The organism is Prochlorococcus marinus CUG1438 (genome assembly GCA_017644325.1).
Taxonomy (GTDB): Bacteria; Cyanobacteriota; Cyanobacteriia; order PCC-6307; family Cyanobiaceae; genus Prochlorococcus_A; species Prochlorococcus_A marinus_AA.
Genome location: JAEPLS010000001.1, coordinates 342287 through 359959 on the forward strand (window position 1 = coordinate 342287; position 17673 = coordinate 359959).

At 31.6% G+C, this 17673-nt stretch carries 16 protein-coding genes, 1 tRNA gene and 1 other RNA gene; 9 read left to right on the forward strand and 9 right to left on the reverse strand.

Annotated features, from left to right (window positions below):
• Window positions 1-3 precede the first annotated feature (3 nt).
• On the reverse strand, window positions 4-1353 hold the full coding sequence (gene accC / locus JJ847_02025) for an acetyl-CoA carboxylase biotin carboxylase subunit (protein ID MBO6959664.1): 1350 nt from the start codon (window positions 1351-1353) through the stop codon (window positions 4-6).
• 259 nt (window positions 1354-1612) lie between these two features.
• On the opposite strand from accC, the gene JJ847_02030 reads away from it, so the two are divergent.
• Together JJ847_02030 and JJ847_02035 are read left to right on the forward strand one after the other, a co-directional pair.
• Window positions 1613-1694: transfer RNA gene (locus JJ847_02030), tRNA-Leu, on the forward strand.
• A gap of 4 nt (window positions 1695-1698) precedes the next feature.
• Window positions 1699-2985 carry a glycosyl transferase gene (locus JJ847_02035; protein MBO6959665.1) on the forward strand — a complete coding sequence of 429 codons (1287 nt, stop codon included), beginning with the start codon at window positions 1699-1701 and terminating at the stop codon, window positions 2983-2985.
• Window positions 2986-2988: 3 nt separating this feature from the next.
• Here the strand turns inward: JJ847_02035 and JJ847_02040 are convergent, their stop codons facing one another.
• The 4 genes from JJ847_02040 to JJ847_02055 all read right to left on the reverse strand — a co-directional run bounded on the left by JJ847_02040 (window position 2989) and on the right by JJ847_02055 (window position 8327).
• Window positions 2989-4032: a PRC-barrel domain-containing protein gene (locus JJ847_02040; protein ID MBO6959666.1), complete on the reverse strand. Its 1044-nt coding sequence runs from the start codon at window positions 4030-4032 to the stop codon at window positions 2989-2991.
• A gap of 45 nt (window positions 4033-4077) precedes the next feature.
• On the reverse strand, window positions 4078-7668 hold the full coding sequence (smc, locus tag JJ847_02045) for a chromosome segregation protein SMC (protein MBO6959667.1): 3591 nt from the start codon (window positions 7666-7668) through the stop codon (window positions 4078-4080).
• A gap of 76 nt (window positions 7669-7744) precedes the next feature.
• The gene (locus JJ847_02050; protein ID MBO6959668.1) at window positions 7745-8107 is read right to left on the reverse strand and encodes a hypothetical protein; all 363 of its coding nucleotides are present in this window, start codon (window positions 8105-8107) and stop codon (window positions 7745-7747) included.
• Window positions 8108-8189: 82 nt separating this feature from the next.
• Window positions 8190-8327, reverse strand: a complete 138-nt coding sequence (locus JJ847_02055) for a hypothetical protein (protein MBO6959669.1) — start codon at window positions 8325-8327, stop codon at window positions 8190-8192.
• Window positions 8328-8515: 188 nt separating this feature from the next.
• On the opposite strand from JJ847_02055, the gene JJ847_02060 reads away from it, so the two are divergent.
• Window positions 8516-8977: a hypothetical protein gene (locus JJ847_02060; protein MBO6959670.1), complete on the forward strand. Its 462-nt coding sequence runs from the start codon at window positions 8516-8518 to the stop codon at window positions 8975-8977.
• A 1-nt stretch (window position 8978) separates the two neighbouring features.
• Entirely contained in the window at window positions 8979-9365 is a 387-nt protein-coding gene (locus JJ847_02065) for a phage holin family protein (GenBank protein MBO6959671.1), read from the forward strand.
• A 1-nt stretch (window position 9366) separates the two neighbouring features.
• Here the strand turns inward: JJ847_02065 and JJ847_02070 are convergent, their stop codons facing one another.
• Window positions 9367-10491 (reverse strand): class I SAM-dependent RNA methyltransferase, encoded by a 1125-nt coding sequence (locus tag JJ847_02070; GenBank protein MBO6959672.1) that lies wholly within the window; start codon window positions 10489-10491, stop codon window positions 9367-9369.
• Window positions 10492-10536: 45 nt separating this feature from the next.
• On the opposite strand from JJ847_02070, the gene ssrA reads away from it, so the two are divergent.
• Together ssrA and JJ847_02080 are read left to right on the forward strand one after the other, a co-directional pair.
• Window positions 10537-10810: a transfer-messenger RNA gene (gene ssrA / locus JJ847_02075) on the forward strand.
• A gap of 163 nt (window positions 10811-10973) precedes the next feature.
• Window positions 10974-11111 (forward strand): hypothetical protein, encoded by a 138-nt coding sequence (locus JJ847_02080; GenBank protein MBO6959673.1) that lies wholly within the window; start codon window positions 10974-10976, stop codon window positions 11109-11111.
• An 8-nt stretch (window positions 11112-11119) separates the two neighbouring features.
• On the opposite strand, the gene JJ847_02085 is transcribed toward JJ847_02080, so the two are convergent.
• Window positions 11120-12082 carry an aldo/keto reductase gene (locus JJ847_02085; GenBank protein MBO6959674.1) on the reverse strand — a complete coding sequence of 321 codons (963 nt, stop codon included), beginning with the start codon at window positions 12080-12082 and terminating at the stop codon, window positions 11120-11122.
• A 152-nt stretch (window positions 12083-12234) separates the two neighbouring features.
• Here JJ847_02085 and JJ847_02090 point away from each other — a divergent pair, with 152 nt between their 5' ends.
• Complete coding sequence (locus JJ847_02090; protein ID MBO6959675.1) at window positions 12235-12906, forward strand: AAA family ATPase; 672 nt, start codon at window positions 12235-12237, stop codon at window positions 12904-12906.
• 168 nt (window positions 12907-13074) lie between these two features.
• Here the strand turns inward: JJ847_02090 and argJ are convergent, their stop codons facing one another.
• Window positions 13075-14313, reverse strand: coding sequence for a bifunctional glutamate N-acetyltransferase/amino-acid acetyltransferase ArgJ (gene argJ / locus JJ847_02095; protein ID MBO6959676.1), 1239 nt, complete (start codon window positions 14311-14313; stop codon window positions 13075-13077).
• A gap of 75 nt (window positions 14314-14388) precedes the next feature.
• Between argJ and JJ847_02100 the strand changes: the two genes are divergently transcribed.
• Window positions 14389-15006, forward strand: a complete 618-nt coding sequence (locus JJ847_02100; GenBank protein ID MBO6959677.1) for a dephospho-CoA kinase — start codon at window positions 14389-14391, stop codon at window positions 15004-15006.
• Between the two features lie 4 nt (window positions 15007-15010).
• Here JJ847_02100 and gatB read toward each other — a convergent pair whose 3' ends face one another.
• On the reverse strand, window positions 15011-16483 hold the full coding sequence (gene gatB / locus JJ847_02105; GenBank protein ID MBO6959678.1) for an Asp-tRNA(Asn)/Glu-tRNA(Gln) amidotransferase subunit GatB: 1473 nt from the start codon (window positions 16481-16483) through the stop codon (window positions 15011-15013).
• A gap of 79 nt (window positions 16484-16562) precedes the next feature.
• Between gatB and JJ847_02110 the strand changes: the two genes are divergently transcribed.
• Window positions 16563-17672: an FAD-dependent oxidoreductase gene (locus JJ847_02110; protein ID MBO6959679.1), complete on the forward strand. Its 1110-nt coding sequence runs from the start codon at window positions 16563-16565 to the stop codon at window positions 17670-17672.
• The last annotated feature ends 1 nt before the right edge of the window (window position 17673 follow it).

The window sequence follows — 17673 nt, forward strand, 5'->3', positions numbered from 1 at the left end:
TTCTCAGTAATTTGGCAATAATTCTTCTTCTACATATTTAGTATGTATCTTACCTTCCTTAAATTTAGATTGATTAAGTAAAGTTAGATGAAAATTAATTGTAGTAGTAATACCAGTTACCGCGCACTCATTTAAAGCCCTATTCATACGTTTAATTGCAGTATTACGATCTTTCCCCCAAACTATTAATTTACCAATTAATGAGTCATAGAAAGGCGGTATTTCATAGCCGGTATAAACATGACTATCCACCCTTACACCAGGACCACCAGGAGGTAGCCAGCCAGTTATTTTTCCAGGTGATGGTCGGAAATTGTGAGAAGGATCTTCAGCATTGATTCTACATTCAATAGCATGACCGTTTAAGTGGATATCATCCTGATTAAATTCCAAGTTTGCTCCGCTTGCAATCTTAATTTGCTCAGCTATTAAATCAACTCCTGTAACCATTTCAGTCACAGGATGTTCGACTTGAATCCTTGTATTCATTTCCATAAAATAGAAATTATTATCATCATCAACTAAAAATTCAACTGTCCCAGCTCCTTCGTAGCCGATACTTTTTGCAGCAGCAATAGCAGCGTTCCCCATTTTTTTTCTTAGCTCAGTGTTAATTGCAGGACTAGGAGATTCTTCCAGTAACTTCTGATGTCTTCTTTGAACTGAACAATCTCGCTCTCCTAAATGAACAACATTTCCTGACCTATCCGCCAAAATTTGAATTTCTACATGTCTTGGCTTCTTTATGAATTTCTCCATATATAAACCATCATTACCAAAAGCCGCCTCTGCTTCACCCTGAGCTGCTTTAAACATTTTTTCGAGATTATCAGATTTTTCAACCAACCTCATCCCTCTTCCACCTCCTCCAGCAGTCGCTTTAATGATTACCGGATAGCCAATAACATCTGCCAATTTATAGGCCTCATCAACATTTGATAACAAACCATTACTACCAGGTACCGTTGGAACTCCAACTGCTTCCATAGTTTCTTTAGCTGTAGATTTATCTCCCATAGATCTAATAGCTTTAGGTGATGGACCAATAAAAACTATGCCATGATCATTACACATCTCAGCAAATTTATCATTTTCAGCAAGAAATCCATAACCAGGATGAATAGCATCAACTCCTCTCGATGTAGCAGCAGCCAGTATATTTGGAATATTTAAATAACTCTTATTACTTAACGAATCTCCAACGCAAACCGCTTCATCAGCGAGTTGCACATGCAGTGCTTTTTTATCTACTGTGCTAAAAACTGCAACGGTTGCAATACCTAGTTCTCTACAACTTCTGACAATTCGTAAAGCTATTTCTCCACGATTAGCAATTAAAACTTTTTCAACCATTATGAAAATTAAATTGAAGAAATGAAAATGACTTAAAATAAAAAATTATTTGCCAAAGTGTTTAACAAAATTTTTTAGTGATCAGAGGACATTTTTACAATACAACCTAGAACGTTATATATGTATAAATATTTGTTTTATGCAATAGAAAAATTATTCATCATATTCAAAAATACTCTTTCCAAACTACATGCTTATTTCACCAATAATGTATGATATTTTAAGGTTTAGGTATCCCCCCGGTTGCTAAGAACCCTTTGCGGACGTGGCGGAATTGGTAGACGCGCACGTCTAAGGAGCGTGTGGCTTCGGCCTTGCGAGTTCAAGTCTCGCCGTCCGCATTAAATGTATTATGGTTTAACTGCAATGAAAAAAAAATCAGTTGCAGTAGTTATAGTTTCCAATGGTCCTGGCGAATTAACTACTTGGGTAAATCCTGTAGTGGATGAGCTGAATAAAATAAATAAATCAATATGTGATGCAAATAAAATCGATTTCACTCTTAGATTAGTCCTTGTTCCTTGCCCAAATGGGACTGGTAAAGAATTTTTAGTTGCAAATTCATGGAATAAATTTGAATTAATTACAAAATCCAAGAGTTTTTGGAAATTATTACTAAAGCCAGATTCTTTTGCAAATTGGCCAAAAAAAGGGGTGGTTATTTTCCTTGGTGGGGATCAATTATGGAGCATTTTATTAGCTAAAAGATTAGGTTATTTAAATATCACATATGCTGAATGGGTTTCGCGATGGCCTCAATGGACCAACGAAATTGCCGCAATGAATTTAAAAGTAAAAGAGTTAATACCCAAAAGATATCAATATAAATGTAAAGTCATTGGCGATTTGATGGCAGATATCAAAATTAATAGTGAAATATCGATAAGAAAAAAAGACAAACACTACCTTGCATTGTTGCCTGGTTCTAAAAAAGCAAAGCTTTCTGTAGGAATTCCTTTTTTCTTAGAAGTTGCAGATTATATTGCTGAAGAAAATCAGAATATAAATTTTATAATTCCCATTGCCCCAACTACTGATAAAAGTGAATATTTATTTTTTCAAAGCAACAAAAATCCAATTGCTAAATATTACTCATCAAAAATCAAAACAATTAAAAACTTCAAAGACCCTGGTTTTGATTATGTAATCGAAACATCAAAAAATACAAAAATTTATCTAATCAAGAAACATCCTTGCTATGAAATTTTAAAAGAATGTGATCTTGCAATTACAACTGTAGGAGCAAATACTGCAGAATTGGCAACAATTACACTCCCAATGTTAGTAGTTCTACCGACTCAACATTTAAATATTATGAATGCTTGGGATGGTATTTTTGGGGTAATTGGTAAAATTTCATTCATAAATAGTTTCCTGACTTTTATAATTAAAAATTTTTATTTTAAAAAAAAGAAGTTTTTTGCTTGGCCAAATATTAAAGCTAAAAGAATGATTGTCCCTGAAAGGATAGGTAATATTTCGCCAAAACAAATTGCAAGAGAGGTATTATTTCTTCTTAAAAATAGAAATAAATTAAAAATTATTAAGGATAATCTACATAAAGAAAGAGGCAATAAAGGTGCTGCAAAAAAACTTGCTTCTATAATTGTTAATTCAATACAAAAGCTTTAATAATTACCAAGGATCATCAATTTCAAACTTTTCTGATTTCTTATTATCTTGAACTGAATTTTGTTCATCTAGTGGTTCAATATCTAGAGTTTCAATTGCATTCTGTATTGGTCTTTTCGAAGCTAAATTTGTAATTGATTGTTTCTTTTGCTTAGAAACTGTATTATTTTTTTCATCTACTTGAGTAACACTATTTTGATTCTCAATCTGATTAGAATAATCATTATCCATATATAGGTTTTTTCTATTATTAATTTCCTCTGAAGAACCTTTTATTTCAACGTATTCAAGTTCATCTTCATAATCATCTTCATAATCATCTCGTTCAAAAACTTCTTCATATTCCTCGACCAAATTGTCTTGCTGTTCTGATTCCGAACCGGAAAGTAACTGATTCTCAACAGGTACAAGACTAGCTGAGTATCCGTTTGATTCCCTTTCATCAAATGAGGAACCCCCTACTCCAAGTTTTTCAAGTAATCCACTACTTAGTTGCTTCAATTTCTCTTCAGCGCCTTCATAAACAATAATCCTATCAGTACCACTACTTACAATTTCCTCAACAGGTATTTCCCAAGTACTTAAAACTCCCTCACCTAAAAGCGGAACACCTACAGCACCCGTAACAAGAGATATCAAATCCCCAGTCTCAATATCAAAAGAAAAACCAAGAACTCTTCCTAAAAGTTGTCCAGATTCTGTAATCACTTGACAATTAATTACTTTCCCATATCTTTCTGGCGAAAAACTTTCACTTAAAGAATCTAAGGAATCAACTAATATGACATCTCCAACTTGCTTTATACTTTCTAAAGGCATCCATTTTGGCAAGCCTGGTAAAAATCGTGTAAGAGGATTATCTCTAAGTCCCAAAGCAACTACTTCTCTTCTATCAATATCAACAACAACTTCTCCAACAACTCCTAAACGTCTCCCAGTATCAGTAGTTATGACCTGTGTTCCCATTAATTCGGACCTTAACCATAACCGTTCGCTGGGGACAGAACTAGAGAGATTCTTATTTGCGGGTGTGTTAGACAAACTCATAAATACCTTTTTAACATTCTGACGTATAAATCTAAAAAAGTATGATTATGCAGCATGTGGTAACCCAACAACTTGAGTATTAGCACCTCTTGCTTGCGCAACACCAATTGTGCGTTCAGACGCACTTATCATAGGTCTTCTATGACTTACAACTATAAATTGAGCGTTTGATGACTGATTAGTTATTAATTTTGACAACCTTTCTACATTGATACCATCTAAAAAACTATCAACTTCATCTAGTGCATAAAAAGGTGATGGTTTATATTTTTGCAAAGCAAACAAAAAGCTCAGAGCAGTTAATGATTTTTCACCACCGGACATAGAGGCTAATCTTCTAACATTCTTTCCCTTAGGATGTGCGACCAGTGTTAATCCTCCCTCCAAAGGTGAATTGGGATCCTCAAGCTGAAGAAAACCATCTCCATCAGATAAATTTGCAAAAATTTCTCTAAAATGTTTATCAACCTCCACAAATGCTTGCATAAAAGCCTCTTGGCGCATAGTAGATACAGTTTCTATTCTCAATAATAATTCAGCTCTTTCATTGGTTAGGATTTCTAATTTTTCTCGTAGACCATTTAATCTTTGAATTAATTCTTCTAATTCATCAAGAGCTAACATATTTACAGGTTCTAAACTTTGAAGTTTTTCACTCAGAATTGAGATTTCTGTTTGCAAACATTCAAGACTCTTCCCTTGATATTCGCCAAACTCCGGAAAAGGGTTAGGTAGATCTTTTTTATAATTTTCTAATTTTATTTTCTCGCTCCTCATCTCTTCCATCAGAGAATGCATATCTCTTTCGAGGTATTCAATTTTTAATAGATAGTTATTATATTCTTGCCTTTTATTTGAAATTGAAGCGTTTAATTCATCTCTTTTCCTTCTTAATACTCCTAAATCCTTTTCTAGAGAATTTTTTTGATTATCGAGAACTAAAAGCTCCTTTTTGAATTTATCTCTTTTATCTATCCAAGTACTATGAGAATTTGCAAGTTCTTTAATAGATTCTTGCAAGTTTTTTTCTTGTAATAATATAATTTTTAACGAATTATTGATACGTTCTTTATTTAAAGCAAATTGATTCTTTTTATCCAGTAATGTATCTCTCTCCTTAGAGAGCAATTCAAGTTTTTTATCAAGATTATTAAAATCGTTATTAAAAGTTATTAATGATGATTTTTTATTTTTTTCATAATTAGCCTTTTGAATTTCTTGCAATTGATCATACTTATTTTGATAAGGCTTCAATTCATTGTTTAAATGATCTAACTCGTTAACTAATAAATTATTTGCAGTTTCAAGTTTATTTAATCTCAAGTTACAATCATCAATTCTTTGTATAACAGCCTTAAGAGAATCTTGATTTACTTCTACTTCTTTGTTTAATGAAGCACAATCCTCGATTATTTGACTGCGGTTAGAATTTAATTCACTAAGTCTATTATTTTTTATGATCAAATCATTATTTGACTCTTTTAAAGCTTCTTTTATAACTAATAATCTTTCTTTTATAGGACTAGAATCATCAATATCATTATTAATTCCAAACCTATAAGCCAGATCTTTATTTAACTTACTGCCCCCTGTAATAGCACCACTTGCTTCTAACAATTCGCCATCTAAGGTAACCACCCTAATTTTTTGTTTAGATAACCTCGCTGAGGCTAAATCTGAAAAAACTAAAGTATCTCCAAAAACATATCGAAAAACATCTGAATAGACTTCATCAAAAGTAATTAGATTGATAGCTTTATCAATAAATCCAATATCTCTATTATTTTCAAATCTTGAAATTGCATAATTGCTCTTTTGACTTTTAATTCTATTTAAAGGTAAAAAAGTTAATCTTCCAGCTTTCTTCTTTTTAAGAATTTCGATTGCTTTAGCAGCAATATGATCATTTTCAACAACAATTTGACCAAGTCTATTTCCAGCAGCAATTTCTAATGCATATCTATTCTTCTCACTGACCTCTCCAAGTTGAGCTACATAACCATGTATTCCATCTAACCCTGCTTCTAAAAGAATTCTAAGAGCATATGAACCTCTAGATTCATTTAAAGCTTCCTTTCTGCTTTCTAATCTAGATAAATCCTTTTCAAGCTTTAATTGCTCGTTGTTTAGCCTTGATTTAGTTTTAATTAATATATCAATTTCATCTTTTAAAGAATGAATTTCTGAACTATTACTTTCTAACCTTTTATTCTTTGTATCAGATGTCTCTTTTTTTGTTTGATTTCCCTCAAAAAGTTTCTGCTTTTCTAACTCTAAGGCGTCGATCTGAGAGAATATTTCATCTTTTTGAATATTATTTTGAATGGATTCTTCTTCAACTTTCCTTTTTTTTATTTCCAAAGGATGAATTTGATTTTTTATACTTTCAAGCTCAGAATTTAATTTAATACTTTGTTTTGAGAATTCTCCAGATTCTCCAGCCGCATCAGAAAGTTTTTTTCTGGATAATTTATGTTTTAAAGTCAGTTCATCAATTTGCAAGTTCAATTGATTTAAAAAATTATCGTCAAAATTTTCTTGTCTCATCTTTTCTGACTCGATATTCCTCTTAGAAGTTGCAATTTCATCTCTCTGCTTTTGTAATTTAATACCCTCTTCTTTATTCAGACTTGATATGCGATCAAGTTCTCTCAAACTAGAGTTTATACTCCCAATATCAGAATTCACTTTTATCAATTTATCCTCTCCTTTCTCCTTAAGCTCATCAACCAGTATTTTCAAAGCATCTTCTAATACTGATATTTCTTTATTAATAGATTCTTTTTGTTTATTAAATAATATTTTATTTTTTTGAATTTCACTTTCTTTTTTTTCTATTGATTCAACATGCTTAACTTGTTTATCAAAAATAAGCACTTTCTCTAATTCCTTTATTTGAAGTAGTTTTGTCTTTAACTCTTTATATAGCTGTGCTTTTTCACATTCTTTTTCAAGCTTATTTTTACTAGACTGCAATTCATTTTCTAAAATTTCACATCTTTCTTGTCTTTCAAATACGTCATTCAATTTCGCATTAGTTTGTTCTATTCTCGTATCAAAAAGTGCAACTCCTGCAAGTTCATCAATAAGATTTCTCCTCTCCTTATTATTCATTGATACTATTCTTGTTACATCACCCTGCATAACAACATTGCTACCCTCAGGATCAACACTAATATCTCTTAATATTCTCTGTATTTGTTGCAAAGTACATGGTTTTCCATCAGAAGTATAAGTAGAGGAATAAGAACCACCTGGCATAAGCCTTAATTTTCTAGAAACTACCCATTCTTTTTGCCCTGTATTAAGAGTAATTGCTTCTTCTTCTAGTTCCAAAGGGGGAAGTTCCTCTCTTGGAGACCAATCTTTAATATTAAATTTTACTGATACAGATGTTTCGGATGACTTACCCTCTTTAACTTTAGAGTTATTTATTAGATCAGGTAATCTTTCTGCCCTCATCCCTCTGCTATTAGCTAGACCTAAACAGAATAAAATTCCATCTAAAATATTACTTTTTCCAGAACCGTTAGGGCCCGTAACCACTGTAAAGCCTTCTTCAAGAGGAATTTTTACACTTCCCCCAAAAGATTTAAAATTTTCAAATTCGACCTGATTGATATGTACCAATCTCAAGTCTCAATAGCTAAATAACAATAACTAATTTGCAAAAATTCTCAATAGAAATATTACGTTTATTTATAAATGCATATTAAAAATTTTTACTCAATCTACAAGAATTTCCCGAAATCTCAAACAAACCATAAAGAAGTTCTCCATCCAAAATGAATTGAAAATGGTCAGAGTCCAACTTATCAGTAACCTTTTTAAATATTCCATGGTCAATTCTTTTTACAAAACCTCTATTGCCAGAAAGTTCATGCTCTATCCTAGATAGCCATACAAGTCTATGATTTGGCTGCTTAAAAATTTCTATATTAGCTTGATTTAATAAAGGTAGTTTTAAGAATTTCCAAGTAAGGCAATCTATTCCATTTTCAACAAGAAAATCATAATGAATATCTGAAGAGTTAGCAGAATAAACTTTATGTTCAAGCAAAACCCATTTATTCATTATCTGGTTGATAAATAAATCTAATCTTTTTCAAAACAAAGTTGTGATAAAGATATATTTTCTAAAAGATGATTCCTGCTATTTAATTACCTGCATCAGGGACAAATCTCAAAGCAATGAATAGCAAACTTCCAGCTCCAGCAATAGCTGCAGCTACTAATCCAAAATCAGTAGGAATTGTGCGAGATGCAAAAATTAATGATGCAAATGTAATATCCATGATAAAATTTAAACTCATTTGATAAATTCAGTAATAGCTTAACAAAACCTTCTTACAGAACAGAGTAGAAAAATAAAATGTAAATAAACTTTTATATGTTTTTATTCTATATAAATCGCACAATTCTTTAGATAAGGGTTCCATATTGAGAAAATAGGGTCTAATCTTAAAATAAATAAGTTTAAATAATGGAGACTTACCATCCTCCCAAAGAAGTAGAAGAAGAAAAGAATAACTCTGAACTTCCTGAACACGAAGTTAACTCGGAAAAATGGTTACTGGAAAAGATTGATAGTCTAATACCTTTAATAAAAGAAAAATGGCCTACCATTGCACAACAAACCCTTGAAGCCACAAAAGGGAGTATTGATGATTTAGTTGAAGTAATAGCTAGCCATAGTGGAACCTCAGCAATTGGGATAAAACGCCAACTATTTGAGATCATTGATTCAATAAGTGCAAACAATTGGGAGATATCAGACAAAATTGAACCTATCGAAAGTCAATTAGAAGAGTTACTAGAAGAACTTAACAATACTCTGAGACCAAAAATAGAAAGTCCAATAAGAAAAAAACCACTATTAGCTATTGCTATTGCAGCTAGTATTGGTTTATTAATAGGTACTCTCCTAAACAATGGCAGAAAATAATATGGAAAAACCAAAAAATAAAAACTTTGCAAATACCGCTTCAAGAATTTCAGCTATCGCGAGTTCAGTGATGGATTTGCATGTAAGAATAGCTCTTCAAGAAGTAGACAGAGAAAAAAGAAGATTAATTAGTGGTGGAATATTTTTAGCAATTGGAAGCACATTACTATTATTGGTACTAATTTGTATCCATATTATTTTTTATCTTTTGCTAACAAAATATAATAACTGGAATATTGAATATAATTTATTGCTCATAATATTTATCGATTTATTTATTGCAGGCTTAAGTTTGAAGCTTGGAGGAAAGTTATCCAAAGGACCTTATCTTCCCCAAACATTAGAAGGTTTAGGCAAGACAACAAAGGCTGTTTTAGGCAAAAAATAAATTACCGTATTAAATATTTTATCCATCTGCAATCTATCCCACCATTGCTAACGGGAATTTTCAAAGAAGATTTCATTTTCAAATATTTTGTTAGTTTTGGATTTCCACTCAGCAGCCAAAATTCCCAACCTGTAAAGTTATTCTTCAGGAAGATGCCAATTTGTTCATATAGACAAATCAGTTCATTTTCATCTCCCAATTTTTTACCGTATGGAGGATTACATATGATTATCCCAGGTGTGCATTTTAATTGGAATTCCAAAAAATCATTATTTATAATTTCAATATAGTTTTCGAGTCGCGCCAATGATATATTTAATTTCGCCTGTTCAAAAACCTTTTTATTAATTTCATAGCCTATTATTTTTGGTAATTTTTCGTAATTTATGATTTTGTTTTTTGCCTTATTTTTTTCTTTAAGATAAATATCTTTCCTAAAGTCCAACCAATTCTCAAAAAGATATACTTGATCGATATTTATTGGAACTTCAAGAAATTGATTTACTGCCTCAATTAAAAAAGTTCCTGAACCGCACATAAAATCAATTAAGGGGACTTTGCCATTCCATTGAGTCATATTTATTAATCCAGAAGCTAAATTTTCTTTTAATGGAGCATTTCCCACAGCAGGTCTATAGCCTCGTTTATGTAAGCTTTCTAGACTACTTTGAAGACTGATAATGGCTTGATTATTATTCAAATGAAGATGAATTATGAAATCAGGCTTATCTAAAGAAATATTTGATCTCTTATTCCAAACTGCCTTCTGCAAATCAGTTATAGAATTTTTTACTTCAAGAGCAGTGAAATGTGTGTGACTTAAAGAAGATGTTCTACCAGTTACCTGAACATTAAAAGTTTTTTCATAGTGCAACCAATCTAACCAATCAAATGAATCTCTTACTCCCTCATATAAAGATTGTTTGTCATAACAATTAAAACTTGCAATTTCTCTATAAAAACGGAACGCTATCCTGGAATAAAAATGCACTCTGTAAAAAGTATCAAAATCACATTCAAAATTAATAAATCTTTTATGAGTATTAATATTAAACCCACCTAAATTTGAAATTTCCTCAGCTAAATATTTCTCAAGTCCCTCTGGAGCTGATGCAACTACATTCATATACGATAAAAACTTAATAAAAAAACTATTCAATACTCATTTTGCCTGTCAGAATATAAATGTCCAATTGGACTAGGTGATCTCAACCGATGTTTCGGACAGCGGTTCGATTCCGCTCAACTCCACTTTTTGGGGTTGTAATGGTTTCGACGGGGCATAAGGAAGGTGACTGAAGCCGGCTCGGCTAGAGCAAAAACACAAATGCTAACAAAATCGTTAGTTTCTCCCGTCAAACAGCACCAGTTGCTGCTTGATCTTTAAGGAGATGGGGTCATATCAGCCTTATCAACCAAATGATGCGAGGAGTCTGGAAGGACTCCACTTTTTGAAATTTCCAATAAGTAGTAGTAAATAGTTTATTAGTGTGTAAATATTGTTGCAATCACTTGTATTAAAAAGATTTTTTTTAACTTTATAAGTATAAATACTGAGAAGATTAGGTTTAAATTAATTTATCTTATTAAAAACTCGAATCTTGTAAAATGGAAACTAATAAAAAACTAAATGACTTGTTAATTAATCTCAAACCGAAAGTTATAAGATTCACTGGTGAAAAATTTCCTACTGAACTATGGGATAGTAGTTGTAAAATCAAAAAAAATAAAAAAATTAATAACTAAGAATTTCATTAAATACTTGAAAAAGGATTTTTAGGCATTTTTTTTAAACAATTTCTTGAAACTTCCTGAAGCATATTAAATTCATTTTTATTTAAATTCCACTTAAAGACATTTGATACATCGATTACTTGAGATTTTTTTCGCATTCCAACAAGTGGAATAGTTCCTTGATAGCAGCACCAATTAATTGCTACTTGAGCTTGGGAAACTGATCTTTGATTCGCAATTTTTTTGAGACAACTCCGTAATTCATATGTTGGTTTTTTATAGTTTTCAAATAAAGCACTACGAATAAAACTGTTTTCTTTTTTTTCCTCTCCATTTGGATCAATACAAAGAATTCCAAAGGATAAAGGACTATATGCGAAGAAATCAATATTATTTTCTACACAAATTTTTCTTACCTGATATTGTTTTTTTAAATCGGGAGCAAGCAAAGAAAACTGTATCTGAACGCTTTGTAGCCTCTGATCTCTTTTTGCCAAGAAATTAATTAATTTTTTTAATCTTTGAGGTCCTATATTTGATAAGCCGATTTGGAAATCAAAGCCCTGATCTTTTAAATCGCAAAGGTTTTTCAAAAGCCCTAATTCCTGCCAAGGATTATATCTTGCAGTTGACCAATGTAATTGCACTATATCTAATTTTTTATTAAGCCTTTCCAAACTTTTCAAAAAAGGTTTGTTTAAACCTCTTTCGCCAATTCTCCAGGGATAAGGGGCGAGTTTAGTTGCCACTTGAATTCTTTTTTTCTTTGCAGAAGGAGTATCTAATAAAAATTTACCTAACAATGATTCACTTCTACCCTGCAGATTCCCAGTACCGTAAGAGTCGGCAGTATCAATTAGGTCAAATCCTCTTCGTAATGCTTCATTATATGTCTCACGTAAATCATTATCATTTGAAGATTTATAATTCCAAAAAAACTTGTTCCCCCAAGACCAAGTACCTAGTCCAATTCTTTTCTTCACTAGCCTATTTAAATAAAGCACTTTATAAGGTTATCTAAAAATATTAACCTCTCTAAAAATATTTCAAAAAATAAGTTTTAAAGCATTAATAAATCAATTTCTCTTGACATTCAGAAATTCTTCTCCAAAGTAAGAGAAATAAAAATAAAAAATTGTTTATTACCGTTTGCGGACAAAAAGGAGGAGTGGCGAAAACCTGCACAAGTATTCACCTTGCTAGTGTTTGGCATTCTGAAGGTAAAAAAGTTTGCATAGTAGATGCCGACAAGAATAGATCTGCATTAGCTTACGCATCAAGAGGCAATCTTCCATTTCCGGTTTTTCCTGTCAGCTCAGCTGCTAAAGCATCAAGATCGTCAGAATTCGTAATAACTGATGGACAAGCTAGCAGTGATCAAGAAGAACTTAAACACTTAGCGTATGGTTCAGATTTAGTTATCCTACCTACCACTGCAAAAGCAAGATCCGTAGAATTAACTGTTGAACTAGCTAAACTATTAAGCGACTTAAAAGTTAATCATGCAGTCGTCATAGTAAAAGTTGATTTTAGACAGCAAAAAGCAGCGCTACAAGCGAAAACAGCTCTAGAAAATTTTGGTTTATATGTATTTGATACATTTATACCCTTACTTTCAGCTTTCGATAAAGCAGAGGCCTTGGGGAGTGCTGTATTAGATGCCGTAGACGATTTAGGTAGATCAGATCCTCGTCGAATGACGGGCTGGTCTGCTTATTGTTCTATTGCATCACAAATTCCATGCCTGATTTCGAAGCCCTCATCCGACACCAACAAGATCAACAACCAAAAACCAATAAGCGCTTAAAAGTAGTAGATAAAACAGATTTTGATAACGCAAAAAGCGAAGATCTTACAACAACTAAATCTGGGTTATTAGTTAATTTTATTGGAGGTTTTATAGGTTCTATAATTGGAACTTTAACAATACTATTTCTTTATATAAATGAATATCTACCAATAGATTTACTAAAACTTAAGTAGTATATTCACTATTTATTTCAACATACTTTTTAGAAAGATCGCACCCCCAAGCTGTGCCTTGGGATTCGCCAGAATTTAGATTAATCATAATTTTTACAATATCACCCACTAAATATCTACCTTTCATTCTGGTCATAATATAGTCTTTGACTTTTCCTGGATCATAATTATTTAACTTGCCTTTTTCCAAAATTTGAGCATTACCTATAAACAAATCAACGTCATTTAGATTAAAATTAACTCCAGAATTACCTGCAGCAGAAATGATTCGTCCCCAATTCGGATCACAACCATGAATCGCAGTTTTTACCAAGGCAGAATTACAAATAGATTTTGCGAGCATAATTGCATCATCAGTATTTTTTGCTCCTTGAACCAAAACTTCTAATAAACAATTTGCTCCCTCTCCATCCCTTGCAATATTTTTTGCCAAGTTTTGACATACAATATCAATCCCTTTTTGAATAATTGGGAAAAACCTTTTTTCAATTTTCTCGCCTGCATTTATTCCAACAAAAGAATCATTTGTACTTGTCTCTCCATCAACTGATATTGCATTAAAAGATTTTTTAACTGCAATTGCAATCATTTTATCCCATTCTTCTTTTTCAATCCCCGCATCGCAGGTTAGAAAAGCAAGCATTGTAGCCATGTTAGGGTAAATCATTCCTGAACCTTTTGCAAATCCTGCTATTTTTATTTTTCTACCTTGAATAATCGTCTCTATTAAGACTTTTTTCAGAGTCAAATCGGTAGTTAAAATTGCTTCTGCTGCATTTTGAAAATTATTAGCCTTTAAATCATTAACTAAATTCGGTAAATTTTTTACTAAATCATTTATTTGTATTGGAACCCCAATTACACCAGTTGAGCACATTAAAACTTCTTCTTCTTTTATTCCTAAAAGTTCCGCAATCTTTCCTGTAGCAATTTGAAAATGTTGAATTCCAAGATTTCCTGTACATGCATTTGCTTGACCAGAATTAATTAGTATTGCTCGTGCAAAACCTGAAGTTGTTTTAATCCTTTCCTCACAAATATCAACACAAGAAGCGCGAACTATTGATTGAGTAAACATCCCACTAAAAATACTTCCTTCTGGAGCAAGTATTAGTGCTAAATCTTTTTTATTAGAAGCTTTTAATCCAGCAGATATCCCAGCAAAAAGAAAACCCTTGGGTGTTACCTTACTGTCATCAACTAACGTCCAATTGGAATCTAACTGGCTCAAACTTTTTGGTATTTTAATTTATATTAACTACTCTTTAGTACTAAAGAAACAGGTAACTAGATTATTATTAATTATATGGATATTCTTCAAAAATTGAAAAACAACCAAAGAAGAATTGGTTTAACAGGAGGTATTGCCAGTGGGAAGACAACCATAACTAATTACATTAGAAAACATAAACACATTCCAATATTAGATGCAGATAATTTATCAAGAGAATTAATCAAACCAAACACATATGGATATAAGAAAATTTTAAATTATTTTGGAAATAAAATTATTGATAGTAAGAACAATTCAGAAAGGGCAATAAACAGAAAACTTTTAAGGAACATTATTTTTAAACATTCAGAAAGTAAAGAATGGATTGAAAAACTACTTCATCCATTAATTAAAGAAAAAATGATAGAAGAATGCAGTAAATACCAAAATAATCAAACTATAGTATTGGTTATTCCATTATTATTTGAAGCAAAATTTGAAGATATTTGCACCGAAATATGGTTAGTCAAATGTTCTAAAGAACTACAAAAAAAAAGACTTATCGCAAGAGATAAAATTAGCGAAAAAGAAGCATCTGAATCCATAAACCTTCAATTAAGTTTTGAAGAAAAAAGAAAATCTTCAGACATTATTTTAGATAACTCAGATAATCAAAATAAATGGATCAAGACCATAAGAGAGCTTCTTTGAAGCTTTAACTATTCAATTTTTCTGCAAGCAGTTTATTTGCAAGTTTAGGATCAGCTTTACCTTTTGTTCTTTTCATTAGTTGACCAACAAAAAAACCAAGCAATTTAGTTTTACCATTTCTAAATGCTTGAACCTCTTTCGGATGTTCAGTTATGAGTTCATCAATTATTGGTAAAATACTTGAAGAATCTGATATCATCGATAACCCTTTTTCTTTAACTAATTTTTCAGGAGAAATATTTTTTTGAATTAATTCAGGTAAAATATCCTTTGCAATTTTTCCACTGATAGTATTATTTGAAATCATACTAATCATTTCAGCGAGATTTGCAGGACTAAGTTTTAAGTCACTAAAACTAAGTTTATTTGCTTTTAAATAACCCACAATATCACTTGTTACCCAATTTGAAGCTAGTTTGGCGTCAGCACCATTAGCTACTGTATCTTCAAAAAATTTTGCCATATTAATTTCATCAGAAATTACCCTTGCATCATATGCAGATAACCCAAACTCAATAACGTATTTATTTCTTTTCTTTGAAGGTAATTCTGGAAGTTCTTTTAACCATATTTCTTTTTGGGCTTTTGTTATTTCAATTGGTCCTAAGTCAGGATCAGGAAAATATCTATAGTCACTACTACCTTCTTTCATCCTCATACTTTTTGTTAATTGCTTAGCTTCATCCCATAACCTTGTTTCTTGGAATATTTTTCCTCCATTTTCATAAACTTCTATTTGTCTTGCTATTTCATAATCACAAGCCTTTTGAATTGCAGAAAATGAATTCATATTCTTTATTTCCACTTTGGTGCCAAAAGGAGCGTTAGATCCTTTTCTGACTGAAATATTGACATCACAGCGCAAAGAACCTTCTTGCATATTTCCGTCTGATACTCCTAGATATCTCACTGTTCTTCTAATCTCTGAAGCATATTCAGATGCCTCTTTACCTGATCTAATATCTGGTTTACTTACAATCTCACAAAGTGCTATTCCTGCACGATTGTAATCAACTAAAGAATACTTAGAACCAGCTAATCTATCACTACCTGAATGGACTAATTTTCCGGCGTCTTCTTCCATATGTAGCCTTTCTATGCCAATTTTTTTGATATAAGGTTCTTTGCCCTTTTCAATTATTTCAACCTCTAACCAGCCATTTTCAGCTAGTGGCTCATCAAATTGAGAAATTTGATAATTTTTAGGTAGATCAGGATAAAAATATTGCTTTCTATCGAATTTACAATGTTCTGCAACATTTAAGTTTAATGCTAAAGAAGTTTTTACAGCATACTCCAGAACAGTCTCATTCAAAACTGGAAGAGTTCCTGGTAACCCACAAACTACAGGATCTATATGTGTATTAGGTGCATCACCAAAAGCTGTTGACGCAGATGTGAATATTTTACTTTTCGTATTAAGCTGTACATGAGTTTCCAAACCAATCACAGCTTCCCAAGATTCCAAATTGTTCATTATAAAAAGTCTCTTTATTAATATTATTGGATATAAAGGAAAAGAGGACCAAAACACAAATAAAAATATTAATTATTAAATGACAAAAGAAACAAAAAATTCAATATTAATCATTGGCGGCGGACTTGTAGGTTTATCTATAGCTTATGAATTTTCTAGAAATAACTTCAAAGTTTTAGTTTTAAGCAAAAACAGAAATGAATCAGCTGGATTTGTTGCTGCAGGAATGTTAGCTACTCATGCCGAAGGGCTCGAAGATGAATTACTAAAATTTGGCCAAGAAAGTCAACTTCTAATTCCAAAGTGGATAAAAAGTATTGAACAAGATAGTAATGTTAAATGCGGTTTAAAAAAATGTGGCATAGTAGTTCCTTTTAAAAATAAAAAAGATCTTGAAGATTTTCCCACTTTTGAATATGGAAAATATTTAAATCAAAAAGATCTTCAAAATGAAATTAATGGAATAAATTCTATTTGGAAACATGGTTTACTCTTTGAACAAGATGGTCAAATAGATAACCGAAGAAGACTGATGCGTGCTCTTGAACGAGCATGCTCCTTGCATGGAGTCGAATTTCAAGAAGGATCAGAAGTAAAGGATTTGATATTGGAAAAAAACAAAATTACTGGTGCAACAGTTTTATGTGCCACTGGGGAACTAACAAAAATTAACTGCGAAAAAGCAATTATATGTAGTGGTGCTTGGAGTAAAAATATTTTTAATAAGATTCCAGTCTTTCCTGTAAAGGGACAAATGTTATCAATACAAGGTCCAACAAATTTTCTAAAAAGAGTTATTTTTGGTCCAAAAACTTATCTAGTTCCACGTGATGATGGACTTATTATCGTTGGAGCGACTGTTGAAAAAAATTCAAAATTTAATCAAGGTAATACTCCTTATGGAATAAAACAACTACAAGAAGGGATCTGTTCTTTATTACCAGAGGCCATCAATTGGCCACAAATGGAACATTGGTGGGGATTTAGGCCCTGCACTCCAGATCTTAAACCAATAATTGGAAAATCAAAAATTAAAAACCTCTTTATAGCGACGGGACATTTCAGAAATGGAGTTTTATTTTCTGCAATTACAAGTCATCTTCTTTTGAAAATAGTTCAAAATAGAGGTCTCAAAGAAATAGAAAAAAACTTTTTAGAAAAATTTAGTTTAAATAGATTTGAGAGTTAAA

Coding starts and splice junctions, on each gene's coding strand:
- JJ847_02040 (MBO6959666.1), bottom strand. CDS start 4,032: ATGAGTTTGTCTAACACACCCGCAAATAAGAATCTCTCTAGTTCTGTC.
- JJ847_02060 (MBO6959670.1), top strand. CDS start 8,516: ATGGAGACTTACCATCCTCCCAAAGAAGTAGAAGAAGAAAAGAATAAC.
- JJ847_02050 (MBO6959668.1), bottom strand. CDS start 8,107: ATGAATAAATGGGTTTTGCTTGAACATAAAGTTTATTCTGCTAACTCT.
- JJ847_02070 (MBO6959672.1), bottom strand. CDS start 10,491: ATGAATGTAGTTGCATCAGCTCCAGAGGGACTTGAGAAATATTTAGCT.
- JJ847_02110 (MBO6959679.1), top strand. CDS start 16,563: ATGACAAAAGAAACAAAAAATTCAATATTAATCATTGGCGGCGGACTT.
- JJ847_02035 (MBO6959665.1), top strand. CDS start 1,699: ATGTATTATGGTTTAACTGCAATGAAAAAAAAATCAGTTGCAGTAGTT.
- gatB (MBO6959678.1), bottom strand. CDS start 16,483: ATGAACAATTTGGAATCTTGGGAAGCTGTGATTGGTTTGGAAACTCAT.
- JJ847_02080 (MBO6959673.1), top strand. CDS start 10,974: ATGGAAACTAATAAAAAACTAAATGACTTGTTAATTAATCTCAAACCG.
- accC (MBO6959664.1), bottom strand. CDS start 1,353: ATGGTTGAAAAAGTTTTAATTGCTAATCGTGGAGAAATAGCTTTACGA.
- JJ847_02100 (MBO6959677.1), top strand. CDS start 14,389: ATGGATATTCTTCAAAAATTGAAAAACAACCAAAGAAGAATTGGTTTA.
- JJ847_02055 (MBO6959669.1), bottom strand. CDS start 8,327: ATGGATATTACATTTGCATCATTAATTTTTGCATCTCGCACAATTCCT.
- JJ847_02065 (MBO6959671.1), top strand. CDS start 8,979: ATGGAAAAACCAAAAAATAAAAACTTTGCAAATACCGCTTCAAGAATT.